Source organism: Hydrogenovibrio sp. SC-1, from assembly GCF_002848135.1.
GTDB lineage: Bacteria > Pseudomonadota > Gammaproteobacteria > Thiomicrospirales > Thiomicrospiraceae > Hydrogenovibrio.
Window position 1 is genome coordinate 28,680 of record NZ_PKGB01000001.1, and the last position, 16,489, is coordinate 45,168.

12 protein-coding genes are annotated in these 16,489 nt (G+C 44.3%); 10 read left to right on the top strand and 2 right to left on the bottom strand.

Annotated features, from left to right (window positions below):
• Positions 1–20: 20 nt before the first annotated feature.
• Positions 21–2,405, bottom strand: a complete 2,385-nt coding sequence (locus CYQ88_RS00155) for an LPS-assembly protein LptD (RefSeq protein WP_101839193.1) — start codon at positions 2,403–2,405, stop codon at positions 21–23.
• A 145-nt stretch (positions 2,406–2,550) separates the two neighbouring features.
• Here CYQ88_RS00155 and CYQ88_RS00160 point away from each other — a divergent pair, with 145 nt between their 5' ends.
• The 7 genes from CYQ88_RS00160 (at position 2,551) to lspA (ending at position 9,769) form a co-directional block, all read left to right on the top strand.
• Positions 2,551–3,594, top strand: a complete 1,044-nt coding sequence (locus tag CYQ88_RS00160) for an aminoglycoside phosphotransferase family protein (protein WP_101839195.1) — start codon at positions 2,551–2,553, stop codon at positions 3,592–3,594.
• A 5-nt stretch (positions 3,595–3,599) separates the two neighbouring features.
• Complete coding sequence (gene murU / locus CYQ88_RS00165; RefSeq protein WP_199170136.1) at positions 3,600–4,253, top strand: N-acetylmuramate alpha-1-phosphate uridylyltransferase MurU; 654 nt, start codon at positions 3,600–3,602, stop codon at positions 4,251–4,253.
• 20 nt (positions 4,254–4,273) lie between these two features.
• Positions 4,274–4,540 carry a hypothetical protein gene (locus CYQ88_RS00170; protein ID WP_101839198.1) on the top strand — a complete coding sequence of 89 codons (267 nt, stop codon included), beginning with the start codon at positions 4,274–4,276 and terminating at the stop codon, positions 4,538–4,540.
• A gap of 6 nt (positions 4,541–4,546) precedes the next feature.
• Entirely contained in the window at positions 4,547–5,320 is a 774-nt protein-coding gene (gene yaaA / locus CYQ88_RS00175) for a peroxide stress protein YaaA (protein ID WP_101839200.1), read from the top strand.
• Positions 5,321–5,382: 62 nt separating this feature from the next.
• Positions 5,383–6,324, top strand: coding sequence for a bifunctional riboflavin kinase/FAD synthetase (gene ribF, locus CYQ88_RS00180; RefSeq protein WP_101839203.1), 942 nt, complete (start codon positions 5,383–5,385; stop codon positions 6,322–6,324).
• A 64-nt stretch (positions 6,325–6,388) separates the two neighbouring features.
• A complete protein-coding gene (gene ileS / locus CYQ88_RS00185; RefSeq protein ID WP_101839205.1) occupies positions 6,389–9,217 on the top strand; it encodes an isoleucine--tRNA ligase in 2,829 nt (942 codons plus the stop codon).
• Between the two features lie 51 nt (positions 9,218–9,268).
• The gene (lspA, locus tag CYQ88_RS00190) at positions 9,269–9,769 is read left to right on the top strand and encodes a signal peptidase II (RefSeq protein WP_101839207.1); all 501 of its coding nucleotides are present in this window, start codon (positions 9,269–9,271) and stop codon (positions 9,767–9,769) included.
• A 209-nt stretch (positions 9,770–9,978) separates the two neighbouring features.
• Here lspA and CYQ88_RS00195 read toward each other — a convergent pair whose 3' ends face one another.
• Complete coding sequence (locus CYQ88_RS00195; RefSeq protein ID WP_101839209.1) at positions 9,979–11,205, bottom strand: lytic murein transglycosylase; 1,227 nt, start codon at positions 11,203–11,205, stop codon at positions 9,979–9,981.
• Between the two features lie 166 nt (positions 11,206–11,371).
• On the opposite strand from CYQ88_RS00195, the gene rlmKL reads away from it, so the two are divergent.
• The 3 genes from rlmKL to hemN all read left to right on the top strand — a co-directional run bounded on the left by rlmKL (position 11,372) and on the right by hemN (position 16,469).
• Entirely contained in the window at positions 11,372–13,576 is a 2,205-nt protein-coding gene (gene rlmKL, locus CYQ88_RS00200) for a bifunctional 23S rRNA (guanine(2069)-N(7))-methyltransferase RlmK/23S rRNA (guanine(2445)-N(2))-methyltransferase RlmL (RefSeq protein WP_101839211.1), read from the top strand.
• A 42-nt stretch (positions 13,577–13,618) separates the two neighbouring features.
• Positions 13,619–14,992, top strand: a complete 1,374-nt coding sequence (locus CYQ88_RS00205) for a sensor domain-containing diguanylate cyclase (protein WP_101839213.1) — start codon at positions 13,619–13,621, stop codon at positions 14,990–14,992.
• Between the two features lie 94 nt (positions 14,993–15,086).
• Positions 15,087–16,469 carry an oxygen-independent coproporphyrinogen III oxidase gene (gene hemN, locus CYQ88_RS00210; protein ID WP_101839215.1) on the top strand — a complete coding sequence of 461 codons (1,383 nt, stop codon included), beginning with the start codon at positions 15,087–15,089 and terminating at the stop codon, positions 16,467–16,469.
• Positions 16,470–16,489: the final 20 nt, after the last annotated feature.

Genomic DNA, 16,489 nt, shown 5'->3' on the forward strand with positions numbered 1-16,489 from the left:
ATCAGATAATGGACTCAATTCTAAAAGTTTAATTTATGCTGTAAAAATTCTTTGAAGGGGGTTCCTACGGAGCTAAGCCCCTTGAACTCAATTACAAATTGAAGGCTGTAATTATACAGACCCTCTAGCAGTTTTGTCTCTTTTAGTGAAATTTCGGAAGACCAACAGCAACTGTCGTATCTCAATGCGGTTTGGGTTTCTTTTCTAATGTTTTGAGTGAAATTGAAATTGATGTAGCTACCGATTGACCAGTGGGGCGTCATTTGCCAATGCAGCCCCGCGGTTAGATCTTCATTTTCACCTGGTTGGTTGCGAAGGGTCAAAATATGAGTCGACAGAAAGCTTAATTGATTATTAATATTCAGTTTTAAGCGGCTATTAGATTGCGTTATGCCGAAGTTGTGTTCGTTCAGCTGAGCAGTAGCGGCAATCTTCATAGGGCCGGTTTGCAGCCCGGCTTTTATAAAATAGTCCGAGCGTTTGTGTTGGTTATGCTTCAATTCGATTGGGGTATTGTTGAGTGTGACTTTACGGTCCGCTAAATAAAATATTTGCCCCGCCCCCAGCTCTGCAAAGGGGCGTCCGTCGGCGAATAAAAAACGTGTTGTCAGGGCGGTGGCGACTTGGTTGCTATCCCCAAAGCGGTCTAATCCACTGTAACGATTTGTTGCAAATAGGTTGGTAAAATCCAAACTACTGGCAACCGTATCAAACAAAGGCTGTTCATTCTGAGGTTGGTAAGGGGTGTACAGGTATTGAATGTCAGGTTCGAGCGTTTGGGTCATATTTGTATTTGCCAATGAGAAGTCTCGCTCAAAAATCAATCCGCCACGCATCAGAAATTGCGGTATTTGCATAGCCGGTAGCTTTTCTGGGTCGGGGAGAGCTTGGTTCGCGTACAGGTTGTAGTTCACTTGGTGTGCGAGTAGTTCGGTTTTAAACTGTCCATAGGGCTTGAGTACTTGATAGCGAGCGCTTGGCGTGACGACGGTTCTTCGTCCTTCTGGTTTATGGTGGCCAGCAGAGGATATTTGAAATTCGGTGGCTTCTGCCGCTAGATTAAAAGATAGATTTTGCCAATTTTCAGCTTCAATGGGCTTGGCGTAGTTTAGGGCGAAGTGGGGGCGTTTTTCGTAGTTATAGGGAGCATCCGCACGTAGCCGTAAATAGTCAAATAATTCTAAACGAGCTTGTAAGTTCTGTTGTTGGTATTGGAGACTTGTGCTTCTTTGGGTGTAGGTAATGGTATCGAAAGTGGTTTCAATTGGAATATCAGCAAAAAAGTATTTGTCGGAAACCTGGTGCCAGTGAATGTTGCTGCTGAACCCTGCGCCCCAGTTCTGGTTGGCAATCAGCTTTGCTCGCCAGCGCTCTGAAACGGGTTGCTGGTAAACCATTTCCTTTTGACTGTTGGCATAACTTAATCCTTCTTGCTGTGTCACCTTATCATTGAGCCCTGTGAGCGTTAATTCAGCTGAATGATTGGGTTGCAGATAGCGAAATTCATTTTCCACCACCCAGCCGCGATCCTGCATCTTCATAACGCTGAGAGTGTCATCCATATTTTCGGCAATATTAAAGTAGTAAGGGATATTAATATAGGCCTCACGGGATCTGTCCGGGTGAAGAATAGATTTGTACTTTCCAAAAGTCGGGAATAACAAGCCGCTGGCACGCTTTTCCATTGAAAAATTAATGTAGGGCGTATAGAAAATGGGCAATTGGTGGAAGTAAAGTAGGGTATGGTAGCCATAAATGCGTTTGGCTTGGTTGTCGATCTTTAATTCACTGAAGTCGAGTTCCCAATCCAGCGTTTGTTCCGATTCAATGGTTTTGTTTCGGGTTTGCCAAAGGGTTGTGACGAGTGGGCAGGTGGTGTAGGTTGCCTGGTCAAGGGTGCTCTGCTGTTCGGTTCGATTCATAAATAAAGTTTTTGCGGTTCCGTGCGCCCGATTTGCAATAAATTGATAGCGAGCATTTTGCAGTTTAGCCGTCTTTTGTCGATCATCAAGCCAGATATGGTCACTGGTCATTAGTAAAGAGGGACGATGAAGCTGTACTGAGCCAAAGGCCTCAGCTGTTTGGGTTTCACGATTTAAGGCTGCTTGGTCTGAAAAAACAACCAGGCCTGGTTGTTTTAAAACGACTTGACCAATCAGTTCATACTGGAGTGTATCTGGTTGTTGTAACTTATCAGCGCTGACCGTGGGCTGGCTGTTAGCTTCAGGAACTTGAGTTCGAGGTATAATCCAATCTGGTTGGCAAGCGGGCGTATTTCTTAACTGGAAAGATAAACTGTCAGTGTCATCTGCAGCGATTGCACTTCCCACACTAAAGCCTAAAGAGGAAGCGATGAACGCAAATAAATAGGGGATCAAATTAAGCAGCTTGAGCAGTCTTATCATTTTGATTGTCAATCAGTTCGGTCGCTAAATGCGACATTTTAACCGAAACCCTATTCGCAATGCTGTGAGAATCGAAAAAAACCTTTAGAAGGCACAATTCCTCAAGTAAAATAGCCGCCATGAAATTAAGGATTCAATATTCGCTATGACAGCCCGTTTTCAGCAATTATTGCACTGGTTGGAAGCTTGTCCTCCTTTGGCGCAAGCACAATATGAACAGCCAGTTCCCGCATCTAATGATGCTAGTTTTCGGCGTTATTATCGTTTGAATGCAATGCTATCTGATCAGACGGTGTCCTATATTATTATGGATGCGCCGCCTCAGCATGAGGATTGTGAACCTTTTGTGCGCATTGCCGGTGCGCTTCAGCAGATGGGATTGACGGTTCCGACGGTCTTGGCCCAAGATTTGTCACAAGGGTTTTTGTTGCTCAAAGATTTGGGGGATGAAACCTATTTGTCGCAGCTGAGCGATGAGAGCGCGGATCGTCTTTATGGTGATGCGCTGGATGCGTTGATTCAGATGCAAACCCAAAGCCGAGTCGTAACCACTTCAGTACCTGCTTACAATGCGGATTTATTACTGGCAGAAATGGCCTTATTTCCGGATTGGTTATTGGCAACTTATCTCGAAACCCCTGTAGAACGTCAAAACGCCCAGGCCTGGCAGAATTTAACCCACCTATTAACGCAATCTGCATTGCGACAGCCCCAGACTTTTGTGCACCGAGATTACCACAGTCGTAACTTAATGGTGTTGTCTGAAGGCAATCCGGGGATTTTAGATTTTCAAGATGCGGTTAAAGGCCCCATGACTTACGATGCCGTTTCATTATTGCGTGATTGTTACATTAGTTGGCCCTCAGAACAGGTTAAGGATTGGCAGCGCCAATACTTTTTGCAAAGTGTTCAAGTCGGGCTTTTAGCCAAGGATGAATGGTCTGGTTTTGTGAAGGCGATGGATTTAATGGGTATCCAACGACATTTAAAGGCGGCGGGTATCTTTGCACGCTTAGCGCTTCGAGATGGCAAAGATGGCTATTTGCAGGATATTCCTAAGACGTTGGGTTATTTGATCTCGATTGCCGCACTTTATCCCGAAACGCAGTTCTTGGCGGGCTTGGTTGAGGATCAAGTTTTGCCAAATGTGACGGCGAGGTTGGTCGAAGCCGAGAAGGTTAGCCTGTGAAAGCAATGATTCTGGCAGCCGGTCGAGGCAATCGGTTGCGCCCATTAACCGACCATGACCCCAAACCTCTATTGACTGTTAAGGGTAAATCCTTGATTGAGTATCATATTGATGCGTTAGTGCGTGCGGGCATTCATCAACTGGTTATTAATCATGCGTGGTTGGGCAAAAAAATTGAAGCAAAATTAGGCTCAGGTGTGGCTTATGGCGCAGAGATTGAGTATTCTGAAGAGGGTGAACAAGGTTTGGAAACTGCCGGTGGGATTTTACAGGCCTTGCCTAAGTTGACGGATGGCAAAACCCCTTTTGTAGTGGTTAACGGTGATGTCTTGACCGATTTTGATTTTCAAGCTTTGTGTCAACATACATTAGCCGAAGGTTGTCTTGCGCATTTGGTTTTAGTGCCGACCCCGGCATATAAAAAACAGGGTGACTTTGGCTTGCAGGCAGGAAAGGTGACAGAGCAAGGCGGCTTGACTTTTTCGGGAATCAGTTTGCTACATCCAGATTTATTTAAAGGGTTGTCGCCTGGTGTGCAGCCGTTGGCGCCAGTGTTAAGAGCGGCTATGCAAAATGGTCAAGTTACGGGTGTTTGCTATCAAGGGCGCTGGGATGATATTGGTACCCCAGAGCGTTTAGAACAAGCGAATCGATCATAAAAAAATAAGAGGGAATCATTATGAGTCACAAACATAAAGTGTTATTAGAAAAAGTATTTGCCCACCCTATTGCGACGAATATTGATTGGAAGAAATTAGCTGCTGCTTTAGAGCATTATGGCGCGGCTATTGATGTGTCTAATGCAAACCGTGCTCATATCGTGATTAAGGATCAAGAGCTGACATTGGGGTTGCCACATCATGGTCACGAATTGGCTAATAAAGAAGAGGTGACCAAATTGCGTCACTTTTTAGAGGCGGTTGACTTAACGCCTAAGGATTTGTGAGCCATTATGTTGTTTTTGATTTCACCCGCTAAAGCACTAGATGAATCACCAGCACCTGCGAATATAGCAACTTCTCAAGCTGCTTTTTTATCGCAGTCAGAGCAGTTGATGACGGTGCTAAAACAGTTGGGGCCGGTCGATATTCAACAACTCATGGGGTTGAGTGAGAAATTAGCAGATCTAAATTATGAGCGTTTTCAAGCTTGGCAGCTACCATTTGATGGCGAAACGGCCAAGCAGGCGGTTCTGTTGTTTAAGGGTGATGTCTATCAAGGCTTGGAAGCTTCTACGCTGGATGCGAATGCTTTGAATTATTGTCAAACGCATTTACGGATTTTGTCGGGTCTTTACGGGCTGCTCAAACCCTTAGATGTGATTTTGCCGTACCGACTGGAAATGGGGACGGCTTTAGCTACGGATCAGGGTAAGAATCTCTATGCATTTTGGGGAGCGCAGTTGACCGAAGCCCTTAATCAACAATTGGCTGAACAGCAAGATAGGTGGGTTATCAATTTGGCATCGAATGAGTATTTTAAAGCAATTCAGCCAAAACAGTTGCAAGCAGACGTCATTACGCCACAATTTAAAGAATGGAAAAATGGCCGTTATAAAATCATCAGCTTTTATGCAAAACGTGCTCGTGGGCTGATGGCACGATATGCCGCAGAGAATCAATTGACCGAGCCGGAGTCGTTGAAATACTTTGATTGGGAAGGCTATCAGTTTGCAGCGAATCTGTCGTCCGAAAAAAACTGGGTGTTTACTCGAAACCAAGCTTGAAACCCATCAAGTCTGGACGATTTTAGGCTATAATTTCCGTCTTTAGTAAAGCTTTGGATACCATGAAACTGATTCGCGGTTTACATAATTTGGCACGTCATCAATCCGATTTTGCGCAGGGGTGCGTGTTAACGATTGGTAATTTTGATGGCGTCCATTTGGGGCATCGGGCTATTTTGAGTCAAGTTCATCAACTGGCCACCGAAAGGCAGCTTCCTTCAGTAGTGATGATCTTTGAGCCTTTGCCAATCGAATATTTTTCACCAAAAGATGCGCCCGTTCGGCTAATGAATTTGCGAGAAAAATTGGCCGCATTTCAGGCCACTGATATTAATTATGTGGTGGTGTGTCGTTTTGACGCGGCCTTTGCCAACCTGAGTGCAGATGCATTTGTGAAAACGATCTTGCATCAAGGATTGAATGCCAAGCAGGTAGTAGTGGGAGATGACTTTCGCTTTGGAAAAGCCCGGCAAGGGGATTTTAACTTGTTGCAACAGTATGGTCGTCAACTGAACTTTGATACATTAGACTTGATGACTTATCAGGTGGATGGCGAAAGGGTCAGTAGTACCCGTATTCGACAAGCCTTGATTCGCCAAGATTTGACGGAAGCAAGCCGTCTGCTGGGCGCGCCTTTTAGTTTTCAAGGTCGCGTGATTCATGGACAAAAACTGGGACGAAAAATTGGCTTTCGTACTTTGAATTTGAACCCTAAGCGCATTCAAATGCCATTGGAAGGCGTCTATAGCGTGAGTGTCACCGGTTTAGCGGAGGTGGATTGGCCAGGCATTGCGAATATCGGCATTCGTCCAACGGTAGATGGTCACCGACCATCAATAGAAGTCCATTTGTTTAACTGGCAAAAGGATGTGTATGGTGCCCATATCGGCGTTAAAATAAGCCAATTTATTCGTCCAGAATTGAAGTTTGATGATATTGACGCATTGAAAGCTCAAATTGAAAAAGATGTCGTTGTTGCACAAGTTCACCATGGCTTGCTGTAGATCGCTTATTTTTCCAAAACAAATCCCTATAGAATTTAACCAGACCTGATAAAAAGTGAACACTATGACCACAGATTATAAGCCAACTCTTAATTTGCCTAAAACGGACTTTCCGATGCGTGGCAATTTACCCAATCGGGAGCCAAAACAAGTTACTGCCTGGCAGCAACAAAAGCTCTATCAATCCGTTAGAGAGGTAAAGCAAGGCCTACCCAAATTTATTCTGCATGATGGCCCTCCGTATGCCAATGGCAATATTCATATCGGTCATGCTGTCAACAAAGTGTTAAAAGATATGATTGTCAAATCCAAAGGGTTAAGTGGGTTTGATGCACCTTTTGTTCCCGGTTGGGACTGTCATGGATTGCCAATTGAACTGAATGTCGAAAAGAAAAAGGGCAAGGTCGGCCGTAAGATTGGCGCCACTGAATTCCGCCAAGCCTGTCGGGATTACGCTCAAAAGCAAGTTGATGGTCAAATGACTGATTTTCAGCGTCTGGGAGTCATGGCAGATTGGCAGAATCCATATCTTACCAAGGATTTTAAATATGAGGCTGATGAAATCCGTTCTTTGGCAAAGCTGATTGAGCAAGGTCATTTGGTAAAAGGGACGAAGCCAGTTTATTGGAGTGTTGGTGGGCATTCCGCTTTAGCCGAGGCGGAGGTAGAGTACGAAAATAAACGTTCTCATGCTATTGCTGTGCGCTTTAATGTGTTGGATGAGACGGCTTTCTTTGAGCGCTGTCATCATGTGGAAGATCATCTTGGCGAAGGCCCTTTGTCCATTGTTATTTGGACGACGACACCTTGGACGCTGCCTGCAAACCAAGCCGTTGCTTTGCATCCGGATCTTGAGTACTCAGTCGTTCAAGTTGATGGTGAAAATGGTGCAGAAAGGCTGTTTGTTGCAGAAGCGCTATTGAAAGAAACTATGGATAAATGGGGCTTTGAGCATTATCAAGTGATTGCCTATGGACGAGGTGAGCAGTTTGATCTGATTCGACTTCAACACCCCTTTTATGAGCGTGTTGTCCCAGTTGTCTTGGGTGATCATGTGACAACGGATGCGGGTACTGGTTGTGTTCATACCGCGCCAGGGCATGGTCAGGAAGATTATGCCGTTGGTCTCAAATATGATTTAGAGGTCGATTGTCCAGTCGATGGCAATGGGAATTTTGTGGAAGGCACGCCCTTATTTGCGGGTGAGAATGTATTGAAAGCCGATGCCCATGTCATTGACGTGTTAACAGAGCATAAAGCATTGGTGCATCATGAAGCGATTGTTCACAGCTATCCGCATTGCTGGCGGACCAAAACCCCATTGATTTTCAGAGCCACACCACAGTGGTTTATCAGCATGACAGAAGGGGGACTGCGAGATAAAGCAATGCAATCAATCAAGCAGGTCAAGTGGGTGCCTGAGTGGGGACAAGGTCGAATTGAAGGTATGATTGAAGGCCGTCCCGACTGGTGTATTTCGCGTCAGCGTTTTTGGGGGGTTCCGATTCCGATCTTCGTGCACAAGGCCACAGCGACTATGCATCCGAATACTGTCGAGATAATGGAAAAAGTCGCGCAGATGGTGGAACAAAACTCCATCGATGCATGGTATGACCTAGAGCCGGAAGCTTTATTAGGTGCTGATGCCGACGAATATGAAAAAGTCACCGATATTTTGGATGTATGGTTTGACTCAGGCGTGTCGCATTTTACTGTGCTGGGTCAGCGTGAAGAACTTTCGGTTCCAGCTGATTTGTATTTGGAAGGATCTGACCAACACCGCGGGTGGTTCCAATCCTCCTTGTTGACTAGCCTTGCGACCAATGGCGAAGCACCTTATAAGCAGGTATTAACGCATGGTTTTACCGTGGATAAAGACGGTAAGAAAATGTCAAAATCATTGGGCAACGTTGTTGCGCCACAGGATATTGCCAATAAATATGGTGCGGATATCTTGCGGTTATGGATAGCTGCAGCAGATTATCGTTATGAAATGACGGTATCGGATGAAATTATCAGTCGTACGGCCGATGCTTATCGCCGTATTCGTAATACGGCGCGTTTTTTATTAGCGAATATCAATGGGTTTGATCCCAAAGCCGATGCGGTGCCTTATGACGAGATGTTACCGTTGGATCAATGGGCGATTGGTCAAGCTGCGCGCATACAGCAGGAAGTCAAAAATGCCTATGAAAATTACCATTTTAATGCCATTTATCAGTCGGTCACTCATTTCTGTTCTGTGGAGTTAGGAGCTTTTTATTTAGACGTGATTAAAGATCGTCAGTACACCTGTAAGGCAGATAGCTTGCCACGTCGTTCGGCCCAAACGGCTTTGTATCACATTGTAGAAGCACTGACTCGCTGGATAGCGCCAATTTTGAGCTTTACAGCGGAAGAAATTTGGCAGGCTTTGCCAGGCGAACGTACGGAAACGATTTTTACCGAACAATGGTATGACGGTTTAACGGCGTTGGATGAAACAAAATCGATGAATTCGGCATACTGGGCTCAGATGATGAATGTGCGTTCGGCGGTTGCTAAACAGTTAGAGCAGTTACGTAACGACGGCGTAGTGAAAGGATCTTTGACCGCTGAAGTGACGTTGTATGCTGATGGTGAGCTATTGGAACAGATTCAGGCGCTCCAGGATGAATTGCGGTTTGTCCTGATTACCTCTTATGCCAAAGTGAAATCTATCGCAGAAAAATCCGATACAGCCGTGGCGACAGATGTCGATGGGTTATGGGTGGATGCTGGCGCGGCAGATAAACCCAAATGCGGTCGTTGTTGGCATCATCGAGAGGAGGTTGGAACCTTGAAGGATGATGGATTATGTCAGCGTTGTATGGACAATGTTCATGGTGAAGGGGAAACTCGAAACTTTGCTTAAAAACAACCAGGCCTGGTTATTTTGAACTGCCGAATGACTTAAAGGAATTTGATGAAGTCTTTATCACAAACAGCGTTAGTAAGCGTTTGGTTTGCTATTGTTTTAATCGTTGCAGACCAATTGACCAAATATTGGGTTAATCAATCTTTGGTGTTGGGTGAACCAGTTTCTATTATGCCTTTTTTGAACTTTACCTTGGTTTACAACTATGGTGCCGCTTTTAGTTTTCTAGCTGATATGGGCGGTTGGCAAAGGTGGTTCTTTAGTGGCTTGGCTTTGCTCGTTGGTGGAGGACTGTTGCTTTGGTTGGCTAAACTGCCTAAAGTTTGGTCGGTTGAAGTCGTGGGGATTAACTTAATTCTAAGCGGTGCGGTAGGTAATCTGATTGATCGCATTATCGCAGGTCGTGTGACGGATTTTATCGATTTTTATATTGGGAGTTGGCATTATGCTACGTTTAATGTCGCTGATATTGCCATTAGTCTGGGGGCGTTATTGTTATTAGTCTCTGAGTTTTGGTTAAAGCCCCGTCAGCAAAAGCAATCAACTTAAGTTTGTTAGTGGTTGCTTAGGTCCGTTTTGCTTCGTGAGATCGGTGTTCTGGTTGTTTCAGTCGTCGTAATTGGTGGTTTAATTTTAAAAGCCGGCAATGCATTTTCCAAAAAAGATAAGCTGCGCCAAATGGTTTTATTGGGCTTTTGAGTCGCATGGGTGTTGAATTGGATTGCATAGCTTAACCCTTATTCTCTCGGAAAAGTTTTTCAGGACGCGGTTTGCTTTCGAATTATTTTAAGCATTCGATAGGATGGGTAGCCATCTGCAGGAAGATGATGTCGTGTTTGAAACTCGCGTAATGCCCGTCGAGTGTTATTACCCACAATCCCATCAATGCTATTAATCTGAATCCCTGATCGACGTAACCGTTGTTGTAATTCTATAATTTCCTGACGCGTTAAGGCATGATCATCATCCGGTTGAGTGCTTTGTAGCGCATCTCGACCAACAATACGGTCTGCTAAGTGTCCGACTGCGAGGGCATAGTTGTCAGATCGGTTCCAGCGTTTGATCACTTCGTAATTATTAAAAACCAAAAAAGCAGGTCCGCGATAATCGTAGGGTAAGATGAGGGCAGCGTCCATGGCTTCAATAGGTAACGGGCGACCATCGGCGAGCTTGAGTCCCAATTTCTGCCAGTCAGCAAGCGATTTTTTGGACTCCCCATCAGCTAAAGCATAATCAAACCCTGTCGGTAACTTGACTTCTCGTCCCCAATTTTCTGCAGTCTGCCAACCCATCGCTTTAAGAAAATTCCCCATCGAGTGAAAGACGTCAGGCAAGCTGTTCCATAGATCACGTTTGCCTGATTGATCGGCATCGATGGCATAGCGCAAATAGTTGCTTGGCATAAATTGGCACTGTCCCATTGCTCCCGCCCAGGATCCTCGCATTTGTTTAACAGATATATGGCCTTGATCTAATATGGTCAGAGCCGCCAGCAATTCCTTGCGAAAATAACCTGCCCGTCTGGGGTCATAGGAGAGGGTTGCGAGCGATTCAATAATGGGGGTGTTACCTGTATAGCCGCCAAAGTTGGTTTCCATGCCCCAAAATGCAATTAGAAATCGGCCAGGGATGCCATATTTTCGAGTGACTTCATGTAGCTGAGAACGATGCTTCTGATAAAGCGCTTGCCCCTTCTTTATGCGCCAGTCGGTTACTGCACTGTTAAAGTATTGCCAGAAAGTGCGGGTAAATTCAGGTTGCTTCCGGTCTAATTCGAGTACACGGTGGTTTAAGTGAACATTATTGAATGCTTTTTCAAGTGTTTGTGATGAGATATTGGCTTTTCGTGCCTTCTGCTTAAATGTTTCCAACCATTGCTGGAAGTCTTGTTCTGATTGAACTGGCGGAGTATAGGCATAAGTCGTGGCGCTAAAGACAGAGCAAAGTAGTGTGAAAATGAAAAGACGTGCAGTTGAAAGCATCATTTGTTTTGGGGTATCACTTTTTATTATTAGTTTGATATTCTTATCGGGCCTTAATCCAGAGTGCTACAGGCTCTAGTAGAATGATTTTAAGATGTCGTCTGCGCATTTTACTAAAGTGGTTGGTGACAATGCAGTAAAATAGCGGTTTTGCAAGTGGGTAATTTCAATGTGTCGTTTTTTTGCAACGGTTCCAAAAGGGCTGAATGAGCTACTACGCCAAGAGTTAACGGACTTAGGAGCCGTCGCCATTAAAACTCAGCCAACGGGAGCCACTTTTGAAGGCGCCTTAGAGGTCGGCTATCGTGCTTGTTTATGGTCACGATTAGCTAATCGGGTTTACCATATCATTTTAGAAACGGAACTGCCAAACCAAGAGGCTTTAACTCAAGCAGTGGCCGCATTAGACTGGTCAACCTATTTCTCTGTCGAACAGACATTTGCAGTATCTTTTTCAGGGGAAGGATTAGGCATTAGTCACAGTCATTACGGCGCTTTAAAGGTTAAAGATGGCATCGTTGACTATTTTCGTGCAACAGGTCAAATACGCCCACAAGTCGATACCGATTTTCCTGATGTTCGAATTCATGCTCATATAAATCGTAACCAATTAACCCTTAGCCTGGATTTAGTCGGTTACAGTTTGCATCAGCGTGGCTATCGTGAAGGGGAGCAGGTGACTGCGCCCTTAAAAGAGAATGTCGCTGCAGCCATTCTTTCCCGCGCAAATTGGCCAGAGATTGCTCGACAAGGGGGTGCCCTCTATGACCCAATGTGTGGATCGGCTACCTTTTTGATTGAAGGAGCGATGATGGCGGCCGATGTGGCACCAGGCATTGAGAAAGCTCACAAAATGGCTTTGACTCGATTATTGAATTTTGACACGGATATATGGGCAGAATTAACTCAAGATGCTGAGCAACGTCAGCAGGCTGGACGCCTGCAGTTACCTGCAATTTATGGTTCAGATATTTCGCATAAATCGCTTGACGTCGCTGAGGATGCGATTGCGGCGGCTGGTTTTTCAGAAGTAATTGAGCTTAAGCAAATGTCGATTGAGCAAGGCCGTCGATGGGGTGATTGGAAGCCTGGATTAGTGATTGTCAATCCGCCTTATGGTGAGCGCTTGGAAGATGAAGACACCATTAAACCGATTTATCTCAAATTGGGAGAATACCTTAAATCTGAATTTAGAGGTTGGCAAGCCGCTGTTTTAACTTGTCATACGGAATTGGGTTTATTTTTGGGGATGAAAGCCAAACGTTCACATGACTTTTATAACGGCGCGATGGCTTGTCGATTATTTCGCTTTGACATAGAAGAAAACTGGTTTCGTCAGCCAGCCTTGCAACCCAAACAAGATTTAGTGTCGCAAGTTTTGCAACTCCATCCAGATTTTGCAGAAAGTGATAATGCCAAAATGGTGGCAAACCGCATTCGAAAAAATCTCAAAAACCTGAAAAGTTGGTTGAAGCAAAAAGAGGTTCGAGCTTATCGAGTTTATGATGCTGATATTCCAGAATATGCATTGGCGATTGATTGTTATCACACCTTAGAAGAGGGATTGTGGGTTTTGGTTGCAGAATATGCTGCACCCAAAACTGTGAATCCAACTTTGGCGAAACGTCGACTTTATGAAGCACTCTCGGTGTTGCCGAGCGTTTTTAATGTGCCGGCAGAGAAAATCGTGTTTAAGGTTCGTAGTCAACAAAAAGGGCTAGACCAATATGAGCGCTTGGATGAACAAAAAGCTTTCTTTACAGTCGTCGAGAATCAGACCCGTTTAAGAGTCAATTTTACGGATTATCTGGACACTGGATTGTTTTTAGATCATCGCAGTGTACGTGAAAAAGTGGCTGGTTTGGCGACTGGCAAACGGTTGTTGAATCTATTTTGTTATACTGCCAGTGTTACTGCTGAGGCGGCTAACATGGGGTGCAAAAGTAGCTTGAGCTTGGATATGTCTAAAACCTATTTATATTGGGCTAAACATAACTTTATGTGTAATGACATTAATGAAAGAAAACATGTACTTCAACAAGAAGATGTTTTGAAATGGCTTGAAACCGCGACTCAAAATCCCAAAGACTTATTTGATGTGATTTTTTTAGATCCGCCTTCATTTTCGACCTCAAAAAGAATGGATGGCACTCTCGATATCCAAAGAGATCATGTTGATTTAATTCGTAAAACCCTAAAATTATTGACACCGGAAGGGAAGTTGGTATTCTCAACCAACCTGAGGCGGTTTAAGTTGGATTTAGAAGGCTTGGCTTTTGAGGAGGGCGTTGAAAACTGGACAAAATCGACCTTGCCAAAAGATTTTGCAAGGAACCCCAAAATTCATCAAGTATGGTGCTTTTCAAAAGGTTAACTCAGGTGCGCATTTGTTACGGTATAAAAGGATTGTTAGACCATGATGCATATTAGTCAATTGAAAGATACGGCTAGAATTGGCCCTTTGGACAGGCTCGAAGTAGAAAAGTATTACTTACCCCTTTTAGAGCAGCAAGCCAGTTTTGACCAAGCCATGAATGACTCTTTTACTGAATTAGGCTTGGCTGACAAACCGTCCATCTTAGTCAAAGACTATTTCGTCAGTTTAATAAATGGGGTTTACCAGAATAATTACTATTCTGTCCAATATCAGCAAACGCTCCACTGGTTGAAAGCAGGTCTGTCTTTTAAACAATGTCTATTATTGTTAACACAAATGCAACAACAATTTATACGCTATGCAGACCATTTAAATTCAGATGCGCTGGCCAAGAGTTTGTTGCATGTGGTTGGTTTGGGCCAAAGCATTGTGACCACGGTGTACTCGGTTGCCGAATCGATTGAACGAATGAAAGCCCGTTCCAATCATGAAATCCGTCGTATTCGAAACTCTTATTGCTCAACGTCATTAGAAGTTTCCCAAACGTTAATTGATGCTTATATTAATCACCAAAAATGGAAAATGAGTGCATTTGAATTGGCGTTAGAAGGGCAAACAGAATCTGAAAACTATCAGTCTTCTCACTTAGACTGTAAGTTAGCTAACTGGTTGGATGAAGAGGGGTTGCAGTTAATTCCCGAAGCGCAAAAGCAGTATTTTCTTGAAGCCCACGAACGGGTGCATCGACTTGCCAACCTGGCCATTGAAGAGGCGATGCAAAATCGGCATGAAAATATTATTGAGTTGCTGATGGAAATGGAAATGGCTTCTGAAGATGTCATGGATGTGTTATTGGATCTGATTGAAAAGCAGTTTGTTGAAGAAGCCAATACCGATAGCTTAACGGGCTTTTTAAATCGACGTGCGTTTGATTTTGAGTTTGATAAAGCTTTGGCCTTTGCTAAGCGGCATGACTTTTGGTTGGACTTAGTGGTGATCGATGTGGATCACTTTAAGCCGATTAATGATCAATATGGGCACCAGCAAGGCGATACGGTTTTAAAGAAGTTAGCTGATATTTTTACTCAAGTGGCACGAACCGAAGATATGATTTTCCGTTGGGGGGGCGAAGAGTTTGTGGTCATTACCCTCGATAAAGAACCCGAGGGTTCAGAGATGTTAGCAGAGCGGTTGCGTAAGGCGGTTGAAAAAGAAACCTTTGTCTTTCCTGATGGGGCAGCGCTTAAATTAACCATAAGCTGTGGCGCGCTCAGTTATTGGGCAGGTTTGACCTTGCCTGAAAAAACGGTGTTTGAATTAGCGGATGAGCAGTTGTATTTGGCGAAACAAAATGGCCGCAATCAAATTTCTCACCGCGTTTATGATGTGGTGCCTGTCAATCCAGGTGAATAAGATGATTTCAATTAAGTCTGGCGCAAGTCGCTTTTCTCAAGTCGCTTTTTTGCTAGAATAAGCGCCAATTTAAGTTTATACAAGAGGCGTCTCCATGGAACAATCCATTCAATTTGATGAAGCGTTAATTAAACGGTATAACCAATCAGGGCCACGCTACACGTCTTATCCGACGGCGGTGCAGTTTGATGAACGCTTTGGTATCGCCGATTATCAAGCCGCTGCTGAACGCAGCAACCAATCTGACCGGAATTTGTCTTTATATTTTCACATCCCTTTTTGTGATACGGTTTGTTTTTTTTGTGCCTGTAACAAAGTCTGGACGAGAGATCGTTCTAAAACCACCCCTTATCTAAGCCGTCTTTATAAAGAAATCGAATTGCAATCGAAATTGTTTGATTCAAGCCGAAAAGTTGATCAGCTACATTGGGGTGGCGGAACACCGACTTTTATCAATATGGATGAAATGCGTGAATTGATGACGGTGACGCGCAAGCACTTTAATTTGCATGACGACGATTCTGGCGAGTATTCAATTGAAATTGACCCGCGTGAAGCCACCAAAGAATCAGTTGCGCTGTTGCGAGAACTGGGCTTTAACCGCATGAGCTTGGGCGTTCAGGACTTTGATCCGAAAGTGCAGAAAGCGGTAAATCGCATTCAAACTCAAGCACAAACTTTTGAGGTGCTAGAAGGTGCACGGGAAGCGGGCTTCTTATCAGTGAATGTTGATTTGATTTATGGCTTACCGCATCAAACCGAAGCCGGTTTTATGGCGACCTTAGATAAAGTTTTACAGGTTGAACCCGATCGCTTCTCAATTTTCAATTACGCACACATGCCGAGCATGTTTCCCACCCAAAAAAAAATGAACCCGGATGACATGCCTTCGCCGGATGAAAAATTGGCGATTTTACATGCGACTACCAATCGCTTATTGGAAGCAGGTTATGTTTACATCGGCATGGATCATTTCGCTAAGCCGGATGATGAGTTGGCGGTGGCACAGCGTAATGAAACGCTGTATCGTAATTTCCAAGGTTACTCAACCCATGCGGAATGTGATTTGGTTGGCATGGGGGCGACTTCCATTTCATTAATTAATAATACCTATGCACAAAACTACAAGGGGCTGGATGACTACTATCAAGCGATTGATGCAGGACACCTTGCTGTGTATAGAGGGGTGACCCTGTCTGAGGATGATGAACTTAGACGGGATGTAATTACGCGGTTAATCAGTCACTTTCATTTAAATTTTGCCAAGGTGGAAGCACAGTGGGGCATCGTCTTTAAAGAATATTTTGCCAATGAGTTGCAGCGTTTGACGCCGATGGTGGAAGATGGCCTGATTGAATTGAATGAAACCGATTTAACCGTGACGGCGGCAGGACGATTATTGATTCGAAATATTTGTATGACCTTTGACGCCTATTTAAAGGCAGGAACGGAAAACCGTTTTTCAAAAGTAATTTAATGGCTTGATTTTGACCTGAA